Consider the following 20888-nt stretch of genomic DNA (forward strand, 5'->3'; position numbering starts at 1 on the left):
TCTATTATTTACTTGTGTTAAGTTCTGCAATTAGATCTTGAATGGTTTCCAATAAAGCTGTCTTCGCATCTGGATCGTCCAAAGCTGCTTTTAAAATCTTGTTGGATTTCAATTGCTTGATGATCTTTTGGTATTGGTCCTTTTCGGTTTCCAAATTGGATAAGAATTTACTTTGATTGGTAATTCCTTTGACACCAAAATCGCCTAAGTTGGAAAATTTTAAATCTTCTGTTTTCATCGCTCCTTCTGCATTTTCAAAATTTACCTTTACAGAAGGTTTGAAGTGCTCAAATACTTGCTCAATGGTGTTCAATCCTTGAACCAATTCTGGTCTGATTGGGGTATCACCTGTTAATTTTTGAGCGATTAATGTTCTGTTTTGAGGGATTTCTAGGATCGCTTCATTAGCATCCAATTTTACTTCGTTACCTCCAATGCCATAATTTGACGCCATAATTTAATAAGTTTTTTAGTTTGCTTTGTTGATTTGTCGACAGACCTCTAGGTCTCTTTTTATTGTTTCAATCTCCTTTTTGTAAATATCAATTTGCGCAAGGAGTTTATCCAATTCTTCACGGCTTCCGCCCATCATTTGTATGGTTTTTTTGGCATCAATCAATTGACGATTGGTCACCAAAATATTGTCGTACATATTGTCTCTTACTAGACTATCTTTCAAAGGAATCGATTGTTGCATTCCCAATAAAATGGAAATAGCCTTTTGCTGATTGTAGTAGAAATCTTGCCCCGGTGCATTCAAAGAATCTATGGTTGATTTTAAGGTTTCCATTTCACCGGCAAATTTTTCTTGAAAATTGAATTCGTTTCGCATGACAATATTGTCTTTGCGCAACTCTTCATTTTCCTTCCAAGGCAAATAATAGTTAAAATAAACAGCAAATAAAATGATGAGTACTGTGGTGATGAATACACCTAGAAATACCAAGAAAGAAACGGTTCTTTCTCGTTTGTTTAATACTTCCATAATGTCTAGTAAGTTTTGTTAGTTTGTTTAGTCTTCTAAAAATGATTTGCGGCTTTTCGGTTTGGAATCCATGATACCGATTTCGGTTTCTTGTCTTTCCTTGACAAATATGCCTGTTTCTTTTTTTCTTCCAATATAATCCAATCTGCTTAAAGCAGCAAATATTTCATCGATAGTTCGTATAAAATTGATGTTTTTTTCAATCAAATTATACATATCTATATGATCGTAGTCGGTGTTGATCAAATGACTGAACAACAAATCAAAATCTCCTTGTTGTATACTGCACCATTCCGAAAAATAATTCAATAATTCTTCTTTCCCAGTTCCTGATTTTGCTTCGATATAATTTTTCATGATCCTTCCCAAACCGATCACTTTGTCCAACATCATAGCAGGCGGTTCATAAGGCGAAATTTGCCTCGCACTATTGATGGTTTGCGCTAAATAATCAGTCATTTTATTGCACAAATCCAGAATCATCAAAGACAATAAATTGTTCTGATTTTTGGTGTGAATTTTCTGAATAATCTGAACCGTATGAATTTCCAATTGGCCCAAAAATTTCATAATGAATTGGTGCAATTCCAATAATTTCGGATGACTTTCCACCGTCGTACAAGCGGGAATATAAGTTTCATCCATATAGGTTTCTACCGAATTACAGACAATTTTGCCAATCGTTAATTGGGTTTTACCATAACCCGATTTGTTTCTGGTTTCTGGAACGATACTCAAATGATATTCTGGAACCAAATAGGGATATCTTGGTGGATTTTCTTCTGGATCTGGATCGCCAAATGGAATTTGATGATGAGGATTGACCGTTAGGTTGACCAAAAGTATTTTCTCTTGTCCATTTCTCAATTCATCTTCATCTAACTTCAAATTGTATTCCGCTTCCAGATGGAGTGCGTGCGCAATCAAAGGACTAACATTGATGCGTTCTCCTCCCAACGTAATGGCCTGACATTCCTCTAACTGAACTTTGATCATCTTGTGGTTGTCCACAAAGAAATTCAGCTTTAGCGGATTGCCTTGTTGCCGATTGGAAATCAATCCAAAATTTATTTCCGTCAAATGTACTTGCCCAATGGAAGTAGCCATTTGTTGAGAATAATTCTGGATCGCAAGGAAATGGTTTTTATTAATTTTCATACCGTCGATCCAATTCACCGGTAGAAATTGTTGTTTATCTGTCATTGTTCGTTTTTAAGGTTTTGATCATCCTACATATTCTACTTCTGGTTGTATTTCAAGATTTTCTTGTTGGGCTGTACTTCTTTGGCAAATCACTACACTATCTTCCTCAATCCCATTCATATACATAGGCAAATCGGGATTGATGTATTTAGACACACCATACCATCTTGGTTTTAAATAAAATACCCAATGTTGTAAATTTCCTTCTTCGTCGGTCAATTGAATCGGACTATCTGGATTTCTATCGTTGTAATCATGCACAAAATGATAAAACAATCGTCCGAAATCCATTCGCATAGGCGATTTCGCTCTAAATTCCGTTCGGATTGGAGAATCAGGTTGCTTCAAAAACACAAAGGTGATCACGACCATATCTCTGAATTCATCATCCTTTGGCTCTGGAAAGAAATCTGCTGGTGGAAAAGCCCAAGTTTTGTACACTTTGGCTGGAATGGAAACGGACGTTCTAAAGGTCGCATAAATCAAAGTCGGAATCAAAAAAGCCAACATACTTCCCATCATAATGTACATATAGGTCACACTGTTGAAATAGGAATAAACCAATAGAAACGGTATTAATCCAAAGACTGCAATCATCAAACAGAAAACAGGTTCCAACCATATCTTATCGTTGACTTTGAACATATCTAAATAGGCACGATATATAAAGGCGTGTCCAATGCCTAGTAGAAACATCAGAATTTGGAAGAATAATAATTTGCCTGATAAACTTTTGATCGTTTCTGATTGTCCAACAAAGGCCACTAAGGCAAATACTAGAATAGATGAAAATAAATACACATAGTATTTCTTTCTGAATTGGGTTTTAAAATCTTTGACCTTGTCGGTAAATAACATCGAAAGGATAACTCCCAAAATAAGTAATATTCCAATCGTAATCAATAGTTGTGGGTCGATAAGTTCTCTAAAGTTGGGTCTGTAAGTCGGTCTCATAGCTAAATCCTTGTTGTGATTCCTAAAATGGGATGATTGTTTTCTTCTAGTTTAAATTCCTTTTGTTCTTGTTCTAATTCTAAGAAAGTGGTCACTTCTACTTCCATTGGAAAAATGTATTCATAGAATATTTCCAAAAATTGCTGCATAGGTCCTTGATGCAAATAATCTTTAAAATTGGATTGGTGAATGGGCCCAATTTTGACTTCCATCGGAATAGTTGGGTCTAAATAGGTGCCTCCACATACCAAATCAATTCCTAGTTGATTGTCGCCTAGTAAAACAGCTTCTGTCGGTTGATTAATTTCTTTAAAATCATGAATCTGAATTTCTACTTTCTCATGAAGCAAATAACTTAGACAGATTTCAGTTAGGGGTAAATTCCCGACAATTTCATACATATAAGGTATCAATCGAATGAATTTCGCTGTTAGACTTTGAGGCAGTTTTTGACTAATTCCCCAAAAATTATACAAGAAATCCATCGGTTTTTCTCCATTCAATTGAAGCAAATACCTTTTTTCTCGTTTTTCACGATCGAGCGCATGCTCAAAAAACTCATTTTCAAATGGCAAGAAAAATAACCTTGCATTTTCTTCTTCCTTTTTTCTTTCTTGGTAATGTTTTGCCATTTCGTCGGCAGAAACATTGGTGTGCTGAAATTGACGATAATGCAAAATTCCTTCTGGAAGCGTATCATAAATTCCATCTCTGGAAAGATTTACTTTTAAAAATTGTCTTGCATCAAATTCAAAATCGATGACATCTGCCCCAACAATATCTTTCCGATAGGATCTCTTGAATTGACTCAACGGATTGACATAATAATTCAAATCTTGTGAGGCATCCAATTCATCCAATATAGAAGCTACTACAACTTCCGCTCGTAAGTCATAGGGCAATTGGTTGATTTTTGCTTGTATGTAATTAATTACTTCCACCTTTCTCTTCTTGTTGAACTCTACCTGCGGCGATATATCTGGTTTGAAAATACGAATCATTGAAATCGAAAATGGCCAATCCCGAACTACGGGTGCTCATTAAAATCTTATCGTTTCTCAAATAAATGGCAACGTCTGAAACGGGCAAATCTTTGTTATAACGGAAGAAAATTAAATCTCCTTCCTCCAAAAATGCACGTCCGGTAAATTTCTCAACAAGTGGAGAAGTGAATATTTCCGCTGCAGAAGCAGCAGGAAGTTTTATTTTATAAACTTGATTGTATAATGCTTGAGTAAAAGGAACCATATTAAGTCCTTGTTTACTCATGTTCTTTTCATGGGTATAAGGTGTATTGATCCATTCATCTATAAAGCCATAAAAAGAATAATTTTGAATCTCTTTTGGCGTTACATTCAAGATGATGGCATATTTTTCTTTTAGTTGAATTTCGCGATCCGTTAGGTTTGCATCATATTCATTTGCCTTAACAACTACTGCATCATTTAAACCTAAATCTTTTTTGATGGCAGCTTCGTCAAATTGAAATTTATACGGAACTTCGTTTATATATTTAGGCGATCCACATGCCAAAAATAAGGCACAGCACGCCAAGATAGGGGGCATTTTTTTATTCAAAGTAATTAGGTTTTTAAGTTTATATGCCAAATATAATTAAAATTTTTATTTGGTTTTAGTATATTTTTGTATGTTTATAAAGTCTTTTATAAAACCTAAAGTATAAAAGACACCTAATGTACTAACAGAACTTACTAACTTATTAACTATGTCTAACCAACATCGTGAGACTAACTTTTGGTCTAAAATTGATTATCGTATTGTTTTATTTTTTGCAGCATTTCTATTAATTGCGCTTGCCATTCTTCTTTATAGAATGTGGACCCAAGTGGATTGTGAAAATGTAAAATTGGAAGCCCAATCCAAAAATTTCTTAGAAAATGAAAATGTTCAGTTTTCTACCAATATCCAAGATGCCAAAGAATATTTATGGGACTTCGGAGATGGTTCTCCCCTTTCCAAAACAGCCAATCCTATCCATAATTATATATTGCCAGGAAAATATTTCGTGCGCTTAACGATCAATGGGAATTGCTATGCCGAAAAAGAAATTTTGATCAAAGACATCGATGATATTGTTCTGCACGAAACGGTTCCAGAAATCATCGCGCCAGATGTCGTAAGAGTAGGCGACCCTATTCCTTTTGATTATTATTTTGCCGATGAAACCAAAGATGTATTTTCTTGGGAATGGAGTTTTGGAGAATCTGGGGAAATGGATAAAATTGAAAAAAATCCGACTTATGTTTTTCAGACTCCGGGCCAAAAAAGAATTTCCTTAATTATCAATGGTGATGTTCGATACATTTCCTCCAAAAGTATTTTTGTCAAACCAAGAGAACCCATTGTCAATAATTTCCAATACCGACAAAGAATTCGTCAATCAGTTGAATTGGATCCAGGTCCAGCGCAAATTGACCCTTTGGATGAATACGTCATGAATTTACCAGTAGCTCCAACACCTATACCTTTTGTGGAGCCACCTGTAATTGAAAAGAAAATGGCTCCCGATATTTCAAGCGAACAATTTGAAATCTTATTGCTAAAAGTCGCAGAACAATCCAAAACCAAAGAGGATTTCAGCGAATATATCTGCAATCAATATGAAATTCCTGTTATTAAAAACGATGATGAACTTTTAACATTTGCAGACTTTTGTTTAAAAATCAAAGGTGAAAAAATCAAAGTTGAAACCTTACTGCTTAATAGGGACAAAGAGAACAATTGTATTGTGAGTATAAACATTCAATACAAAGTGAAGAAGAATCTAATTTGGATGAAAGACTAAAAAATTTACTGAAAACTTATTGAATTTAGATTATGAAAAAGAAAAAAACACCCTACAATAGCCTCTTTTCCAACTTTGATTACCGTATTTTACTCTTATTCTTGACCTTAATTATCATTGGATTGATTGTTTTTTGGTTTCGATCAAAAAATGCAATGGATTGTGGTGAAGCCAAAATGCTTATCAAATCTGAAAATTTTGCCGCCGGTGAAGTGGTGGAATTTTTCAATGATACCGAAAATGCAACCGAATGGGAATGGGATTTTGGCGATGGTTCACCCAAAGATTATCGCAAAAGTACTTTGCACAAATATGAATCACCGGGAGTGTATCGCGTACGCTTAACCATCAATAAAAATTGTCACAAAGAACAATTAATCGAAATCACCGATCAAGGTAGAATCATTGACCGCACCAAACTTCCTTACATTGTTGGACCAGATCGTATTGAAGTGGGCGAACCCGTAACCTTTCGATACAATTATTATACAGATCAAACCATGTCTTGGCAATGGAGTTTCGGAGAATCTGGGCAAATAGACGCAACAGACGAATATCCAACCTATATATTCCAATATCCAGGAAAAAAAGTCGTAACGCTTATTATCAATGGCGAAATTGATTATAAAGCCTATAAGACTTTGTATGTAGTTCCCAAAAAAGCTTATGACGGAGAAAAAGATACGCTTCAAGCTTATGTGTATCAAAGATCTGTAGAGAGCTTTGACAAACCTGAAGGAAATCCACCAAAGAGTAGAATTCCAGCTGCTGTGCAAAACATTCCGTTGACTCGCCAGAGCAATGATGGAACGATGGCTCCAGATATTTCTACCGAACGATTTAAATTGGCGCTGGAACATGTAATCAAACAAACCAAAGACAAAAAAGAATTAGAAGAATATTTCTGTCAAAACAAAGACATTCCAGTAATGAAAAATGGAAAAGACATCATTCCTTATTCTGAATTCTTAAATGATGTAACGGGCAAAGATGTCAAAATTGAATCCATTCGTTTACACAAAAATAATTTCAACTGTATTGAGAGTTTTACCATTCATTACAAAGTGAAAAAATTCATGATTTGGACAGAAGATTAAATCCATAAACCTAATTACGAACAGAACATGCAAACCGACAAAATAATCTTCAGCGAAGAATTACAATCTGCCTTAGATATAGCTGCCAAAATTGCCCATGATCACAAACATGCAGAATATACACCTGCACACCTTTTGAAAGCCATTTTACATAGAGATTTATCTCTCTTAAAGGAACTAGAAGCAATGGGAAAAGATGTGTATTATTTGGAAGAATGGGCCGAAGTTCGTATCGATGAATTCCCAAAAACTCCCGTTCCCAAAGATGTGGAACCTCACATCAACATTGACGATGTAATTTCGGAAGCCGATGCTATTCGCGATATTTTAGACAGAGAGGAAATCGATTTATTATCGGTTATGATTGCCATTTCAACGCCTGGCGTCGGATTTAATTTTGACCAAATGAAAAGTTTCCCCATTTCGAGAGCGGAACTTTTAGATGAACGCGTCAACCCAACTTCCGTAAATTCGGAACTATTGAATCTTCCAACCGAACGAAACAATGCCAAGTTAATCTATAAATACTGCACCAATTTAACGGCTCTTGCCAAAAACAATAAAATTCCTAGGGAAGTTGTTGCGCGCGAAAAAGAACTCAAAGAAATTGTAGAAATCCTTTGCCGATTTGCCAAACCCAATGTCCTTATACAAGGTTATCCGGGAACTGGTAAAACAGCTTTGATCCATGGATTCGTTGATTTAATTGTCAATCGCTCTGTTCCAGAAAGGCTGTTGGATACCGAAGTTTTTGAGTTGAACATGGGTTCATTATTGGCCGGAGCATCTTATAGAGGTGAGATTGAGGAACGTTTGAAAAAAATAATCACCGAATTAAAATTCTATCCCAAAGTCATTTTGGTCATAGATGGTATTCATGTTCTACTCGATAAAAATTCGGACAATGCCGGAATTTCCAGTATTTTAAAAGCAGAATTATCCAAAGGATTGACCTTAATTGCTACCACGACAGTTGATGAATTCACGAAAAAAATAGAAAAAGACGAAGGCTTATCCAATCTTTTTGAAGTCATCAAAGTCGATGAACCCAATGATGACAATACCTTCCGTATTTTAAAATCTTCCCTAACAAAATTTAAAGAACATCACGGAATTGAAGCAGAAGATGAAACATTACGCGAAGCAATTAGACTTTCCAAACGCTATTTAAAAGAAAAGAGTTTGCCCGAATCGGCATTGAATTTACTCGATAGAACCATGTCGGTTATCAAAACTTCGGGGGACACTTTTCTTAAAGAAAAGAATAAGATTTCAGAAAAATTAGAATCCATTAAATTAATGGAGCAAGATAGACAACAGCAAGAATCCATGTGGTTGTTGGAAGATCTTAAAAAGAAAGCTCATTTTTTGTTGACGCAAGAAAAATTACTGGAAGACACAAACGAAATGAATGTTTCGGAAATTGAAACCTTGGTTTCTCGCTTAACTGAAATTGCAAATGTCAAAAAAGAACATATTGAGCCAATTGATTTGGGCGCTATTGTAGCTCAAAAAACGGGAATTCCTTTAGGTAAATTGAAATCGGGTGAAAAAGAACGACTTCAAAACATGGAAGAAGTTTTGCAAAAACGGGTTGTTGGACAAGATTTAGCCATCAACATTGTCACAGAAGCTGTATTGGAATCTCGTTCTGGACTAAGCAAAGCGGGACAACCAATAGGGTCTTTTTTCTTTTTAGGCCCTACGGGAACTGGAAAAACCGAATTAGCAAAATCATTGGCAGACTTTCTCTTTCAAGACGAAAATGCTATCATACGATTTGATATGTCCGAATTCAAAGAAGAACATTCCGCTGCTTTATTATATGGTGCTCCTCCCGGATATGTTGGCTACGAAGAAGGAGGTTTACTTGTCAATAAAATTCGACAAAAACCCTATTCAATTGTATTATTTGATGAAATTGAAAAAGCGCATCCTTCGGTTTTTGATGTCTTCTTACAAATATTAGATGAAGGAAAACTTCATGACCGATTAGGCAAAGAAGGTGATTTCTCAAACGCAATGATTTTATTTACATCCAACATCGGATCGAAATTCATTGTAGATTCTATTACCAACGGTGACGGCCATCCAAGTTCCAATCAATTAATGGAAATTATGGCGGGTCATTTCCGACCTGAATTTTTGGGTCGTTTAACCGAAATCATTCCATTTGGGCCTATTACCAAAGAAAATGCAACGGGAATTTTTGAGATTCATTTGAAAAAAGAATTGTTCGATTTGTTGAAACAATTGGATATGAACATTGAAATTTCGCAAGAAGCTAAATCTTTTTTAGTCGACAATGGATTCAATGCCACCTATGGTGCAAGACCTTTAAAAGGAATCATCCGTTCCGAATTAAGACGACCTCTTTCCAGAAAGATTATTTCTGGGGAAGCAAAAGAAGGTTCAAAAATCAAAGTTGACGTAAAAGATGGGGAATTAATTTGGGAAATAAGTTAAATAATCTTATTTGATAAAATAACCGATTAGTCGAATAATAAATTGATACTAAATTTTTTTGTCGTTTAATTTATTAGAAAAAACAACGCCCAACCACTTGATTAATAATTTTTTAACATTCATTTACTGGGATTTCTCATTCAGTTTTTCTATCTTCACAAAAGATATTATTTATTATTTACTAGGTATTTTTATTTATTAACCTTAAAACTTTTACTAACATGTCATTTAAAGCAAAATTCAAAGTTGCTGGTAAGGAACGTAATATTCTTCACGTTCATTACGGACTCAAACAAGAGACTGACGCAACAGGTCGCCCATCGACCATTTCAAGAGGTGGGAAAATCGAAATTACAGTGGAAGGTACAGGTGAAACCGATCTTTTTGAATGGATGACCAATTCATTTGAAAGAAAAGATGGATCTATCGTCTACCTTAAACGCGACTCCGAAGCTACTCTAAAAGAAGTGAAATTCGAAGAAGCTTACATTGTCAATTACAAAGAGAATTTCGACTCGGAAGGTGATAATCCTTTGACCGAAACCTTTGTAATTTCTGCCCGTGCCATTGAATTGGGTACTGGAAAACACGTTAACGAATGGGTATAATTCTCATTTTCGTTTATTTAATTATAATCTAATTTTAACTTTTTAAATCTAATTATTATGTCATTTAAAGCAAAACTGGTTGTGGCCGGTAAAGAATATAACGTCCTTAACATTAACTATGGTTTGTTTCAAGAAACAGACGCGACGGGACGTCCATCTACGGTTACACGTGGTGGAAAAATCGAAGTCATGATCGAAGGAACGGGTAATACCGAGCTTTTCGAATGGATGACCAATTCCTTCGAAAGAAAAGACGGTAGCGTGAAATTCTTCAAACGCGATTCTGAAGCGACTTTGAAAGAATTGAAATTCACAGAAGGATATTTGGTTAAACACAAAGAAAACTTTGATGCTTCTGGTCGTAATCCCCTAACGGAAACTTTTACTATTTCTGCTCGTAAGATTGAAATGGGAACAGGTGTTTATGAAAACGAATGGGTGTAAAACCTATTTTTAATCAGAAAATACCTACATAATAAATCAAATGCCGTTAGAAGCTGCTTTTCGCATCCCTTTTAGCGGCATTTTGCTTAAAAAAACACTTACTTAAAATCCTAAAAACATATGTCTTTCTTAGCCAAATTAGAAATAGACGGAGAATCTTACAATGTCCTAGAATGCAATCTTTCTTTGCATCAGTCCATTGACAACAGCGGAAAACCTTCTGCTGAACCCCAAGGAGGAATTGTCAATCTGGTCATTGAGTCTACCGCTAGCCCCGATTTCTTTCGTTGGATGATTTCCAATACCGAAACAAAAGATGGTGAAGTTATCTTTTTTAGACGCGACGCCATTTCCAAAATGCGTGACCTTAAGTTTGAAAAAGCTTATTGCATCGGATACAATGAAACGTTTTTAAATGCCAATAGTATCCCTATGCAGATTCAATTAGTGCTTTCTGCCAAAAATATTTCTATGAATGGTGTCTCTTTCAAACGAAATTGGCCAGTTGAGATTTAAACATACATACACCTAAAAACAACAAACCCATGTCAATCAGCACTGTTACCAACATAACGATCGACAACCAACCCCTATTAAAATTCAATCGTTTGGTGATTGAACAAAAAGTAAACGGTCACCATAAATTTTCGATTATTCACCATGTCTCCTACGATTTACTTTCTTCAGCTTTGGAGAAAGCCAAATCTTATGTCGGAGCAAAAGTTTTGATCACCACCAAACCCGTTCAGTTTGGAACTGGGAATGAACTTCAGTTTCGGGGAATTGTCTCCGAAGTCAAACTCATCCGTGCCAATGGTTCTGCTGGTGGAATTCTCATCAACGGCTTCTCGCCTACTTTCCAAATGGAAGGATTGCCCGATACCATGTCCTTCAATGATCAATCGGTGAAGGAAATTGCCGAACAAATCATTTCGCGTTATCCGTCTGACCGACTGGAACCGCAAATTGAAATCGAAAACGACGAGGTTAATCCTTTTGTAGTTCAATACAAGGAAAGTGATTTTCAGTTTCTTTCTCGAATTGCTCAGAAAAAAGGATTATGGTTTTACTACAATGGACGCGAATTGATCTTAGGTAAACCCAAATCAAAAAACATTACACTCAAATACGGAGAAAATATTTCCTCTTTCAATCTGGAAATGCGCACCAAACCCGTGAACTTTAGTTTTATGGGCTATGACCCTTCTGCGGCAAGTAATGGATCGGTGAGTTCGGGTTCTGTTAATTATTCGTCTAATTCTTTGGGCGAATTCTTATACGAACATTCCAAAAAGTTTTATCCGGCCGAAGCCCAAATGCTGTATAACAATCCGATCAATGAAGGTTCGGTTGACGATCATTTGAACAAACGTACCGAAACCCAACTATTAAGTCAAAGTTCCGATTTGCTGACCTTGACGGGAAATTCCGATCATCCGGCCATTCGTGTCGGTGATGTCGTAGAAGTAGTCGATCCAGGATTTTCGGTAAACTCGTTGGATGTATTGAAAATTCAGGAACAGAATTATGGAAAATACCTGATTACCGATATCATTCATATCTGCGACGAAGCAGGAAACTATTCGAACGAATTTCAAGGAATTACTGCCGATAGTACACTTCCACCCTATGGAAATGTACACAACATTCCCATAGCAGAAACCCAACCCGCTGTAGTAGTCGATAACAATGACCCCGCAGGAATTGGGCGTGTTCAAGTCCAATTTCCTTGGCAACAGAGAAATAATTCCATTTCGCCTTGGATTCGCTTGATTCAACCACATTCGGGTGGTGGAAAAGGATTTTATTTCGTTCCAGAAATCGGTGAAGAAGTATTGGTCGGATTTGAAAGTGGAAATGCGGAAAAGCCTTATGTGATGGGAACCCAGTACAATGGAGCAGAATCCAGTGGGTATCATACTTCAGGCAATGATAAAAAAGTCATTCATACGCGATCGGGAACCAAAGTGATTTTGAACGATGCCGAAGGTTCGGTTTTCATCGAAGATCCAAGTGGAAATACCTGGTTGATGGATGGAAAAGGGAATATCAATGTCAATGCGCCGAATACCATTTCAATGAATGCGACAGATATTATTATGAATGCATCCAAAAGTATTTCTTCTACAGCAGGTACCAATATAACGGAGGCCGCAGGGGGAATGATTACTCAAACAGCTGTTATGGATTATACTTTATTGGCTGCAAATATTTTAGAGATTGCCAAAGGTGAACGCAAATCGAAGGCAAGTGAGATGAAAGAAACGTCCAAAAATCGACAAGTCGTTTCCATGGAAAATAATAATATCCATGCGCAAAAAACTTTTCAAAACAACAATGGTGAAAAAGGAACTTATCATTAAATCTCTTAAATATGGCATCAGGAGGTGGTAGTATAACTAGAATTACAGGTGGAGATTTTCTGAGCGAAATCAATGGCAATTGGAACGTATATACGGACTCTTTCATAGCCCAAGCGGGAAATGTTAGTGCTTTTACAGCCACAGAAGGAACGAATCACGGAAATCCATCAAAAGATGAAGATCCCTATAGTTCCTACTTTGAGGAAGGTTGGTGGAGTTCAGACAAGGAGGGTAATGAACGCATTATTCAAGCGACAATAGGTCAAACTGTCTATTTTCATATAAAAACTAAAAACATTAAAGATCCAAATGCTGAAGTCTTATTACAACTATATGATTACGATGGAATTTTCAATAAAGATGACAAAATTGACATATATTTAAATGATGCAAATTCTCCGTTAGTTTCACAAAAAGTTACTAACAACAAGGTTGTAATTCCCCTTATATTAACAGAGGATTTAGTTCGTTACATAGAAGATGATGCTGGTTCTGAAATTGAATTATATTTTGATTGTGCGTATCAAGAGGATCAAGTAGAACTGCCTCTTTCTAAAAGTCAATATCTAAAAGTTTCTGAGAAAACTTCTACACTAACCGTATTAATAGAACTTCCCCATTCGGAAATTGATGGAAAACTAAATCAAAAAGGACTTGGAGGTCATACAGGTATTTTCATTGATGATGAATACTATGATTTTGGGCCTCAACCTGGAAAACCTTTTCTATCTGAGGGTAGACCTTGGTGGGATACGATGAACGAAAAAGGAAATTTCACTAAAGATGAAATGATGAATTTACTGAACAATGATTTTCCTACAATTGTCGAACAAAACAAAATATTAGACGATTTTATCGTCACAAACGAAATTAATTATCCTCCAACAAGTAGGCTCGCCATGAATATTACAGGAGAAGTTTATTTGTTAGACATCCATGTTCATGAATCAGAAAAGGAACGTGTGAAAAAATGGTGGAACGATCGATACAATGATTTGGGAAAATATAGTATTATTCCTATTTTAGGGGAACAATGCACAACGACAGTTAGAATATCTCTTAGTAAAAACACAAACATTTTTGATTTATTTCCCAATAGTGATTTACTGGATGTCAACACAATAACGATTACCACTCAAACACCAAAGGGATTTTTGAAGTTTTTGCAAAAATCTGGAAGGCATACTAGTGGTGAACAAAAGACAAAGAAAATTGAGGTGACAAAAAAATATAACGAAATTTCAGATCAAGATAGAAACCAATTTTTAGAAGATTTACAAGAACTTTTAGAATCGAGAAATCCTAACTAAAATAAATATGAATTCATACACTAAATATATTCTCCTTTTTATGGGTTTGTTTAATTTAATTTCATGCAAAGTGAATAGTCAAGAGATAATAACAATTTACAGAACGCAAGAGTTCAGCGAGTTAGAAAAAGATTTTAAATATTCTGTCCCAGATGCAGCCGAATTGGTGGCAAATTTCATTCACAATGAACAACCAAACTTAAGTTCGTTTTGGTTGAAATTGGATCTAGTTTATGGCGAATATTATGTTTTTAAAGATGAACCTTACTCCTACAATTTAAAAATAGCAAAATATAATCTTACAGGTGTATGGTTCAATGCGAAAACGGGGGAGATCAAACGAGTTAAAAACGGAAAATCAGTAGATGTTATCATGGAACCTTTAAAGAGTTTTCCATTCGCCAAAGAGTATACATTTAAAGAAAATTGAAATGCCTCAACGTTCGATTTATACCATCAAAAAGGGAGATTCTTTGGAAACCATTGCAAAATCAATTGGTATTTCAAAGGAGGAGTTAAAGCGTTTTCATAATACGTATTGCTCCCTAGAGAATTTAATTGGCCAGAATTTATCGAACCATACCCAAGTAATTATTCCAAACCTAGAGTATATAAAAAACGCTGTCGATTCAAGAAAAGAAATCTCCAAAATTCCTATTGGAATTCGATTGCACAAGGATTTTTTTGCAACAACTTATCAAGTGAAAGAAAAAATTTGGAAAAAAGATCAACCCGAAATATCACTTGATTATCAAATAAATTTAGACTACACAAGTCCACAACCAAAAGAGCATATCGTTCATTTTAAAAAATCGAATATTAAAAAGAATCGTAGGCCATGCAATGACAAAATAAGCAATCTATCTATACAAACCTTTGAAAGTCTTTTACCTCTACCAATTCTTCTAGAATCAACTGGCAATTTTATAGAAATCATGGATTATCAACTGAATGTAATTGATAAATTCAAAGCAAAACGCAAAGATTTAGCAGAAGTATTCACAGGTCCAATCGAAAAATTCTATTTGGCCAAAATGGAAGAAAATCTGAGAAATCAAACTTTTGTGGAGCATCAACTGAAATCATCTCTATTGTTTCAAACCCTATTTTTTAATTTCGGAAAGTTAAAATCAACCAATACTTGGCAAAGCCTATTTTATGCAAAACAAGGAATGTTTGATATTCCATTTGAATTTCAACCATCGACATTTAAAGATGAAAATAATTTTATTACATATACACTTACTGCCAAAAGTCTAGAAAAAATAAGTGAACGAGAATTGGCCAAAAAAAAGAAATTGGAGTCAGAATTTGCTAGTATTTCAGCCCATTTAAACTTTCAATTTAAATTTCAACCTAAAACGCTAAAACTTCTGTTTGCAGAAGGAAAAATAAACTTTTATAATCAAAATTCAAACATTGAAAAACAACATATAACCTTTACCGCCTAACCCCCGAATGAAACCTAAAAAACTTACAAATGAAGCGTTATATTGTCAAAAAAGGAGATACGCTTGATTCTATTGCTCAACTTAATGGAATCAAAGACGGTAAAACTTTGCAAATTTTTCATAATACGAATTGCACTCTAGAGGAATTAATTGGAACCCAAATTCCTGAAGGCTCCACTTTATACATTCCAGAAGAATCAGATCAAATGTCGGAATCTCAGCAAACTTCTGAAGATTCGACTTCGAAGAATTCAATTTCGAAACAATCAAACTCCAATAGCATTTCAACCTCCAAAACTGGGGAATCAACTTCCTATACACAAGTAAACCGCGCAACAGAATCAGAACATGATGGTAAATACTTTGTGGTTCAAAAAGGACAATGCCAATGTGACCAAGGATTCAAATTCCCTAAATTCAAAGTGACAAGTCACCAAAAAAATTACTGGAACGATGCCGATGGTCAATCGGATTATTTAGCTGTGACCGAAATTGATCTTCAATTTGATCCATTGGTCGAACCTTTTGGCAAATGTAAGCTGAAACCTTCCAGTGGTGGATATTTACCTTGTACGTATGCTCCCGCTGGAAAATGGACAAAAACTTACGAAAAGGTAAAAATTATGGGCAATAGTTGTGTCACAGAAATTTCGGAATTGATGTGTACAACAGGCGGTAAAATTACCATTTTCAAACATGGACAACAGAGTGAAGCTAGTGCTAGCCAAGTCGCAAAAGCAAATCCTGACGAACAGCAATCCCATAATCCTATCATGGATTTTGAGGAATTTCAACAAGAGACAGACACTGAAAACAATTATGCATATTAAATCTCTGAACCATGGCAAAAAAAGGTGTAGCACGTATTTCAGGACCTAGTAGACCCAAAATTGGAGAAACTGCTGTTTATAGTATAACGGAATGGCATCCAGGAACTCCTGTTGAACAACGTTCTGGTGCAAATATCAAATGGGAACTCTTTCGCAAAAGAAGCAATGGGAATTTCACCTCAACCAATATCATCAAAACAGGTCCAATAGGTAGTTTCACGTTTGAAGAAAAAGCATACGGTGAAGAATTTTTGGTAGAAGGATATTTACATTCTCCCGAATTAACGGGTGCAACAACAATTAAAATTACGCCCTTAGCAGGAAACCCCAAAATTCTAACTCTGACACTTTTTGACGGAAATAAAAAAAGAATTACTGAAAACCCAAAATATGGACAAACTATTTATGCGGAAGTAAAATCACAAAACATGTTTGGAGAAAGATTGAAACTTCAAGTGTGGGAACGTGACACCATGAGTGATTCAGGGCATGACGAACACAGTAATACACTGCTTTGGGAAAAGGAAATATCGGTACCCCAATCAGGGATCAACCAAGAACCCATCAATTTAACGCAATTGATGATGGAAAAAGCACAAGGATCAGGCATGTCTGCGTGGCTAGAAGGTGGTGTTCACGAATATTATTTAGTAGTCAAAAGAAATAATCAAACGACCTATAGCAATCAAACCATTGAAGTGGATAACGAAATGGTTGATTCAGAAACGCCTCAATCACCTCCTGTGTCCAATAATCCTCCAACTCCTTCCCAACCAAACGAAAGCTCTCCTACTCCGTCGGAACCAGAGCCTGCAATTCAGGAGCCAATACGAGTTGAAGGAATTGGAACTGACACACCTGAGGATAGTGGAAGAACTCCAAACAGTGTTGAACCATCCTTAACTGAAGGTCTGACAACCGCCTATTTTGCCAAAAAAGTATATACAGTTCAAACTACGTCAAATCCGAAAACAATTCCATATAGGTTTCAACACGACAACAATAGAACGGGAAATGATGAGCAAAAACAAAGAATTGCACAAGCCATCATGGATAAGCAAGTCATCAAAGATTTGGAAAAAGAAAAAAGATATACAACAATTGACCTGATTAAAGAAGCCCTTGTCAATGAGGTTTATAATTCAGACGAAGTCATCAACATCCAAACCTATGATTTGGGACCCGATTTTGTAAAAATCGACAATGCACCTTTGGAAGAAAAAGTGTATTTAGTCGCCAATGGAGTGATGCTTGATGGAAAAGAAGCAACCATTGTTGTGAAAGAAAAAGATGGTTTACTGAAAGGTTCTGAAGGCGCAACATTACAATTAGTTGAACTCACAGAGGAACAAATGGATTCTACAGAAGCAATAGCAGAAGATGATTTAAATGAGAAAACCGAATTCAAAGCTACTTTCGCTAACGGCATGGCCAAAGTTCCTGTTCAATTACGACCAAAGGCTGGTGTGGAATTACAAGAATGGCATGATAAAATTGCCAAAGGAAAAGAGGATGGTACCTATACCTATACCTTTAATAATGCCAACGGAACAACCATCACAGAAGAAAATAAGAAAGAATTAGCTGAAATTATTCTCAATAATGCAAAGGGAGGCAAACTCGGAAACACAAAAATCGAAGCCGGAAAAACAGCGTATAAAGAGGATGTAGAAGCAAAATTAGAAATCAAAACCTATGCACGAGGTGAAACCATAACTTTTCCACTTTTTAAAGCTATTCCTGAATTTCTATTTCTTCAAGTCAAAGCAGAAGGTGAAGAAGATAATTATGATAAAGAATTTTTGAAGGAAGAGAATAAATATTTCCGTATTGGAAAAGGAAATTGTTCTTGCCACAGAGATCTTACAGAATCTGAATTTAAAGCGATTCTAAAGCATCTTAGAGAATCTGAGAACTTAGAAATTGAAACCATTTGGAGTCCTCGAAATACAGGTGGAGCATCTCCAAGTGACACCTCAATCACTGCAACTTTGAACAAATTAAATGAAGTGATGAAAGAGGCAGATATCAATACTTGTATAAGAAAAGTATTTTTCATTGCAGAATGTTATCACGAAACTGACCGATTCTATTCAACCCAAGAATATAATAGCAGACACACAGCAAATTATGACCCGTATAGAGGGCGTGGAATTATTCAGTTAACCCACAGGGAAGCCTATCAAAGATTTGCTCATTACAAAGGTGATACAACAATAGAAACCGATTATACAAAAGTTGCAACCAATTTAGATTTAGCTTTTGAAAGTGCGGGATGGTATTGGAAGCAAGGCAAACAATTATCAGTTGGCACAAATTGGACACCAACAGAAGCTGCTAGAACACGTTATAACTTAAGTGATCGTTCTTATCCCAAAACTACAGTGTCTACAAATTATGTAAATAGTTCTGGACAAAGAGTCACGAGATATGGAAGTATCGATTTAAATTTAGTGGCCGATAATGATGACATTAAAGTTATTAGTTACCTCATAAACGGTGGTGATAATGGTTTAGCTGAAAGAGAAGAGTATTTAGCAGAATTAAAAAAATTATCTTTCTTTATATGCGAAGAAAAAGATGCTGGAGACTGGCATGATCCCGTTGACAACCCTATGAGCACCAATTTCATGCAAAGTGGTGGAAAAAGTAATATTTGGGGATTATTCGGTAATACCATAAGAAATGGAAGAGTACATTCAGGACTTGATCTATTTGCCAGAACTGGATCCAACATTTATGCTTGCGTGAATGGTACAGTTTACAATAGAAGATGGCATAGCGGTTATGGAAATACCATTACGATTAAAGTTTCAGATCCAGTGGCATTTTTAAAAAGAAAACGAACTGATTATACACTCAAAAACACGTTGGAAATTGAAGAAGGTAGTAATTGGTCTGAAGATGGTGATATATTTTTATTCTACGCTCATTTAGATTCGGTTGAAGAATTTGAATTTGGGGCTGAAGTAAACGCGGGTAGAATTTTAGGAACTACAGGTCGCTCTGGGGTTGCTGGAGGAACTTGTGCCCCTCACCTTCATTTTGAAATATTCTGTAGCTATTCATTTGGTGTAGGAACATCTTATCGCATCAATCCAGCTTTATTCGTAAATTACAAACATTACGATGAACAATCAGAGTCTGAACGTACCCAACAAACTACAGAAAGTGATAGAGGTAAAATTAATGAGCACGATGGTGCCCAAAAACTTTCAACAACTAATATTTTTTAAAATCTTATGAAAAATTTCTTTTTATATACCCTGATTTTAGCAACGTTCTTTACCTCCTGCAGAGGAAATTCAAATACTTACACAGATAATTTTCAACATGAATTAACCTCAGTTACTTCAGAAAATGAAATGAAGGACGTTTACAGAGAAATTAAATTTGATCGTAAAAAATCGGATTATTCAGAAAACTCTGAGGTCAAAAGTTTGGATTTGCTGTATGGAAAAACACTTTTAAAATTTCGTTTTTTAGAAGATAAAACATTTCTAGCCATTGATCATGAAAATAAGGAAATGATAAATTGGTCTATTATCCAGTTCAATTCCACTTACGACATTGATTTACCTACCGCAGAAAAATCCATTCATTTTCTTTCCAATGGAGATTCCGATTTCAATGGATATTTCCTTTTCCCCGCGCCTACCGAAGAGTTCCCTTCTTTTTACCTCTATCATTTTGATGGTAAAAAGATGACTTTTAAAGGATTTTATGCCTCTACGAAAATGAACTCATCGGAATTTTCCTATCATGAATCGACTCAAAAATTGATGCAAAATGATTCGGGAAAAGACATTCCATTGGAATTTATTTCCAATGAGCTCGATTTGCCAGAATTCTCAGAGGATGATTTGAAAAAAATTCAAGCCTCTACTACAAAAAAACCTTCATTTCAACTAAAAGATTTAATCGCTACCAATCAGTTTTTGGTGAAAGAATTTGATGTGAACAAGGATGGAGTTTCCGACAAAATCTTAAGCCATTTACCCTATCAAGGTGATGAACTTTACGTTTTTTTTGGAGCTAAAAATTCAAACGAATTTGACTTAGCACTACAGGCAAAGAATTTTTCAGAGGATGGTGGCAATCAAGTTTCTTCTATTAACCCAACAACTAATGGTTTTGAAATCATCACCAATTTTCCAGATCGAGGGCAGTATCAAGTTATCTATTCAATCGAATATCAAAAATCGAGATTTATTTTAACCAAAATCACTTCGGAAAGCTATTCGCAACAGAAAAAAGAAACGGAAAGGTGTACACAGAATTTAAAAGTAGATTTGGCTGGATCAGAAAAATCCATTGCAAATGAAATCCAAAAGTCTTCTCCAAATTGTGTAACAACCAAAAATTAAACGC

At 35.5% G+C, this 20888-nt stretch carries 19 protein-coding genes; 13 read left to right on the forward strand and 6 right to left on the reverse strand.

Features of this window, described 5'->3' with window-relative positions; genetic code table 11:
* Positions 1–4 precede the first annotated feature (4 nt).
* Genes ABID46_RS00180 through ABID46_RS00205 form a run of 6 tightly spaced genes read right to left on the reverse strand, consistent with a single transcriptional unit; the run spans position 5 to position 4708 of the window.
* On the reverse strand, positions 5–454 hold the full coding sequence (locus ABID46_RS00180; protein WP_354505417.1) for a hypothetical protein: 450 nt from the start codon (positions 452–454) through the stop codon (positions 5–7).
* Positions 455–469: 15 nt separating this feature from the next.
* A complete protein-coding gene (gene tssO, locus ABID46_RS00185; protein ID WP_354505420.1) occupies positions 470–985 on the reverse strand; it encodes a type VI secretion system TssO in 516 nt (171 codons plus the stop codon).
* A 27-nt stretch (positions 986–1012) separates the two neighbouring features.
* Complete coding sequence (locus tag ABID46_RS00190; RefSeq protein WP_354505423.1) at positions 1013–2188, reverse strand: hypothetical protein; 1176 nt, start codon at positions 2186–2188, stop codon at positions 1013–1015.
* A 21-nt stretch (positions 2189–2209) separates the two neighbouring features.
* Positions 2210–3142 carry a TssN family type VI secretion system protein gene (locus tag ABID46_RS00195; RefSeq protein WP_354505426.1) on the reverse strand — a complete coding sequence of 311 codons (933 nt, stop codon included), beginning with the start codon at positions 3140–3142 and terminating at the stop codon, positions 2210–2212.
* A gap of 2 nt (positions 3143–3144) precedes the next feature.
* Complete coding sequence (locus ABID46_RS00200) at positions 3145–4083, reverse strand: type VI secretion system baseplate subunit TssG (RefSeq protein WP_354505429.1); 939 nt, start codon at positions 4081–4083, stop codon at positions 3145–3147.
* Positions 4070–4708 carry a C40 family peptidase gene (locus ABID46_RS00205; protein ID WP_354505432.1) on the reverse strand — a complete coding sequence of 213 codons (639 nt, stop codon included), beginning with the start codon at positions 4706–4708 and terminating at the stop codon, positions 4070–4072. The genes ABID46_RS00200 and ABID46_RS00205 overlap by 14 nt, the downstream gene beginning before the upstream one ends.
* A gap of 160 nt (positions 4709–4868) precedes the next feature.
* On the opposite strand from ABID46_RS00205, the gene ABID46_RS00210 reads away from it, so the two are divergent.
* The 13 genes from ABID46_RS00210 to ABID46_RS00270 all read left to right on the forward strand — a co-directional run bounded on the left by ABID46_RS00210 (position 4869) and on the right by ABID46_RS00270 (position 20884).
* On the forward strand, positions 4869–5948 hold the full coding sequence (locus tag ABID46_RS00210) for a PKD domain-containing protein (RefSeq protein WP_354505435.1): 1080 nt from the start codon (positions 4869–4871) through the stop codon (positions 5946–5948).
* 32 nt (positions 5949–5980) lie between these two features.
* Positions 5981–7045, forward strand: coding sequence for a PKD domain-containing protein (locus tag ABID46_RS00215; RefSeq protein WP_354505438.1), 1065 nt, complete (start codon positions 5981–5983; stop codon positions 7043–7045).
* 27 nt (positions 7046–7072) lie between these two features.
* Entirely contained in the window at positions 7073–9511 is a 2439-nt protein-coding gene (locus ABID46_RS00220) for an ATP-dependent Clp protease ATP-binding subunit (RefSeq protein ID WP_354505441.1), read from the forward strand.
* 221 nt (positions 9512–9732) lie between these two features.
* Complete coding sequence (gene tssD, locus ABID46_RS00225) at positions 9733–10119, forward strand: type VI secretion system tube protein TssD (RefSeq protein WP_354505444.1); 387 nt, start codon at positions 9733–9735, stop codon at positions 10117–10119.
* A gap of 57 nt (positions 10120–10176) precedes the next feature.
* Positions 10177–10563, forward strand: a complete 387-nt coding sequence (gene tssD / locus ABID46_RS00230) for a type VI secretion system tube protein TssD (RefSeq protein WP_354505350.1) — start codon at positions 10177–10179, stop codon at positions 10561–10563.
* A gap of 120 nt (positions 10564–10683) precedes the next feature.
* Positions 10684–11079 carry a type VI secretion system tube protein TssD gene (gene tssD / locus ABID46_RS00235; RefSeq protein WP_354505353.1) on the forward strand — a complete coding sequence of 132 codons (396 nt, stop codon included), beginning with the start codon at positions 10684–10686 and terminating at the stop codon, positions 11077–11079.
* A gap of 29 nt (positions 11080–11108) precedes the next feature.
* Positions 11109–12926 carry a type VI secretion system Vgr family protein gene (locus ABID46_RS00240; protein WP_354505447.1) on the forward strand — a complete coding sequence of 606 codons (1818 nt, stop codon included), beginning with the start codon at positions 11109–11111 and terminating at the stop codon, positions 12924–12926.
* A gap of 11 nt (positions 12927–12937) precedes the next feature.
* Positions 12938–14236 (forward strand): hypothetical protein, encoded by a 1299-nt coding sequence (locus tag ABID46_RS00245; protein ID WP_354505450.1) that lies wholly within the window; start codon positions 12938–12940, stop codon positions 14234–14236.
* 70 nt (positions 14237–14306) lie between these two features.
* Positions 14307–14666 carry a hypothetical protein gene (locus ABID46_RS00250; RefSeq protein WP_354505453.1) on the forward strand — a complete coding sequence of 120 codons (360 nt, stop codon included), beginning with the start codon at positions 14307–14309 and terminating at the stop codon, positions 14664–14666.
* Between the two features lies 1 nt (position 14667).
* Complete coding sequence (locus ABID46_RS00255; RefSeq protein WP_354505456.1) at positions 14668–15687, forward strand: LysM peptidoglycan-binding domain-containing protein; 1020 nt, start codon at positions 14668–14670, stop codon at positions 15685–15687.
* 29 nt (positions 15688–15716) lie between these two features.
* The gene (locus ABID46_RS00260; RefSeq protein ID WP_354505459.1) at positions 15717–16517 is read left to right on the forward strand and encodes a PAAR-like protein; all 801 of its coding nucleotides are present in this window, start codon (positions 15717–15719) and stop codon (positions 16515–16517) included.
* 11 nt (positions 16518–16528) lie between these two features.
* A complete protein-coding gene (locus ABID46_RS00265; RefSeq protein WP_354505462.1) occupies positions 16529–19753 on the forward strand; it encodes a peptidoglycan DD-metalloendopeptidase family protein in 3225 nt (1074 codons plus the stop codon).
* Positions 19754–19759: 6 nt separating this feature from the next.
* Positions 19760–20884 carry a hypothetical protein gene (locus tag ABID46_RS00270; protein ID WP_354505465.1) on the forward strand — a complete coding sequence of 375 codons (1125 nt, stop codon included), beginning with the start codon at positions 19760–19762 and terminating at the stop codon, positions 20882–20884.
* Positions 20885–20888 lie beyond the last annotated feature (4 nt).

The sequence above is a fragment of the Moheibacter stercoris genome, from assembly GCF_040545805.1.
GTDB lineage: Bacteria > Bacteroidota > Bacteroidia > Flavobacteriales > Weeksellaceae > Moheibacter > Moheibacter stercoris.

Excerpts from the sequence above, each read along its gene's own strand:
- ABID46_RS00180 (WP_354505417.1), bottom strand. The coding sequence starts at position 454 with ATGGCGTCAAATTATGGCATTGGAGGTAACGAAGTAAAATTGGATGCT.
- tssO (WP_354505420.1), bottom strand. The coding sequence starts at position 985 with ATGGAAGTATTAAACAAACGAGAAAGAACCGTTTCTTTCTTGGTATTT.
- ABID46_RS00190 (WP_354505423.1), bottom strand. The coding sequence starts at position 2,188 with ATGACAGATAAACAACAATTTCTACCGGTGAATTGGATCGACGGTATG.
- ABID46_RS00195 (WP_354505426.1), bottom strand. The coding sequence starts at position 3,142 with ATGAGACCGACTTACAGACCCAACTTTAGAGAACTTATCGACCCACAA.
- ABID46_RS00205 (WP_354505432.1), bottom strand. The coding sequence starts at position 4,708 with ATGCCCCCTATCTTGGCGTGCTGTGCCTTATTTTTGGCATGTGGATCG.
- ABID46_RS00210 (WP_354505435.1), top strand. The coding sequence starts at position 4,869 with ATGTCTAACCAACATCGTGAGACTAACTTTTGGTCTAAAATTGATTAT.
- ABID46_RS00215 (WP_354505438.1), top strand. The coding sequence starts at position 5,981 with ATGAAAAAGAAAAAAACACCCTACAATAGCCTCTTTTCCAACTTTGAT.
- ABID46_RS00220 (WP_354505441.1), top strand. The coding sequence starts at position 7,073 with ATGCAAACCGACAAAATAATCTTCAGCGAAGAATTACAATCTGCCTTA.
- tssD (WP_354505444.1), top strand. The coding sequence starts at position 9,733 with ATGTCATTTAAAGCAAAATTCAAAGTTGCTGGTAAGGAACGTAATATT.
- tssD (WP_354505350.1), top strand. The coding sequence starts at position 10,177 with ATGTCATTTAAAGCAAAACTGGTTGTGGCCGGTAAAGAATATAACGTC.
- tssD (WP_354505353.1), top strand. The coding sequence starts at position 10,684 with ATGTCTTTCTTAGCCAAATTAGAAATAGACGGAGAATCTTACAATGTC.
- ABID46_RS00240 (WP_354505447.1), top strand. The coding sequence starts at position 11,109 with ATGTCAATCAGCACTGTTACCAACATAACGATCGACAACCAACCCCTA.
- ABID46_RS00245 (WP_354505450.1), top strand. The coding sequence starts at position 12,938 with ATGGCATCAGGAGGTGGTAGTATAACTAGAATTACAGGTGGAGATTTT.
- ABID46_RS00255 (WP_354505456.1), top strand. The coding sequence starts at position 14,668 with ATGCCTCAACGTTCGATTTATACCATCAAAAAGGGAGATTCTTTGGAA.
- ABID46_RS00260 (WP_354505459.1), top strand. The coding sequence starts at position 15,717 with ATGAAGCGTTATATTGTCAAAAAAGGAGATACGCTTGATTCTATTGCT.
- ABID46_RS00265 (WP_354505462.1), top strand. The coding sequence starts at position 16,529 with ATGGCAAAAAAAGGTGTAGCACGTATTTCAGGACCTAGTAGACCCAAA.
- ABID46_RS00270 (WP_354505465.1), top strand. The coding sequence starts at position 19,760 with ATGAAAAATTTCTTTTTATATACCCTGATTTTAGCAACGTTCTTTACC.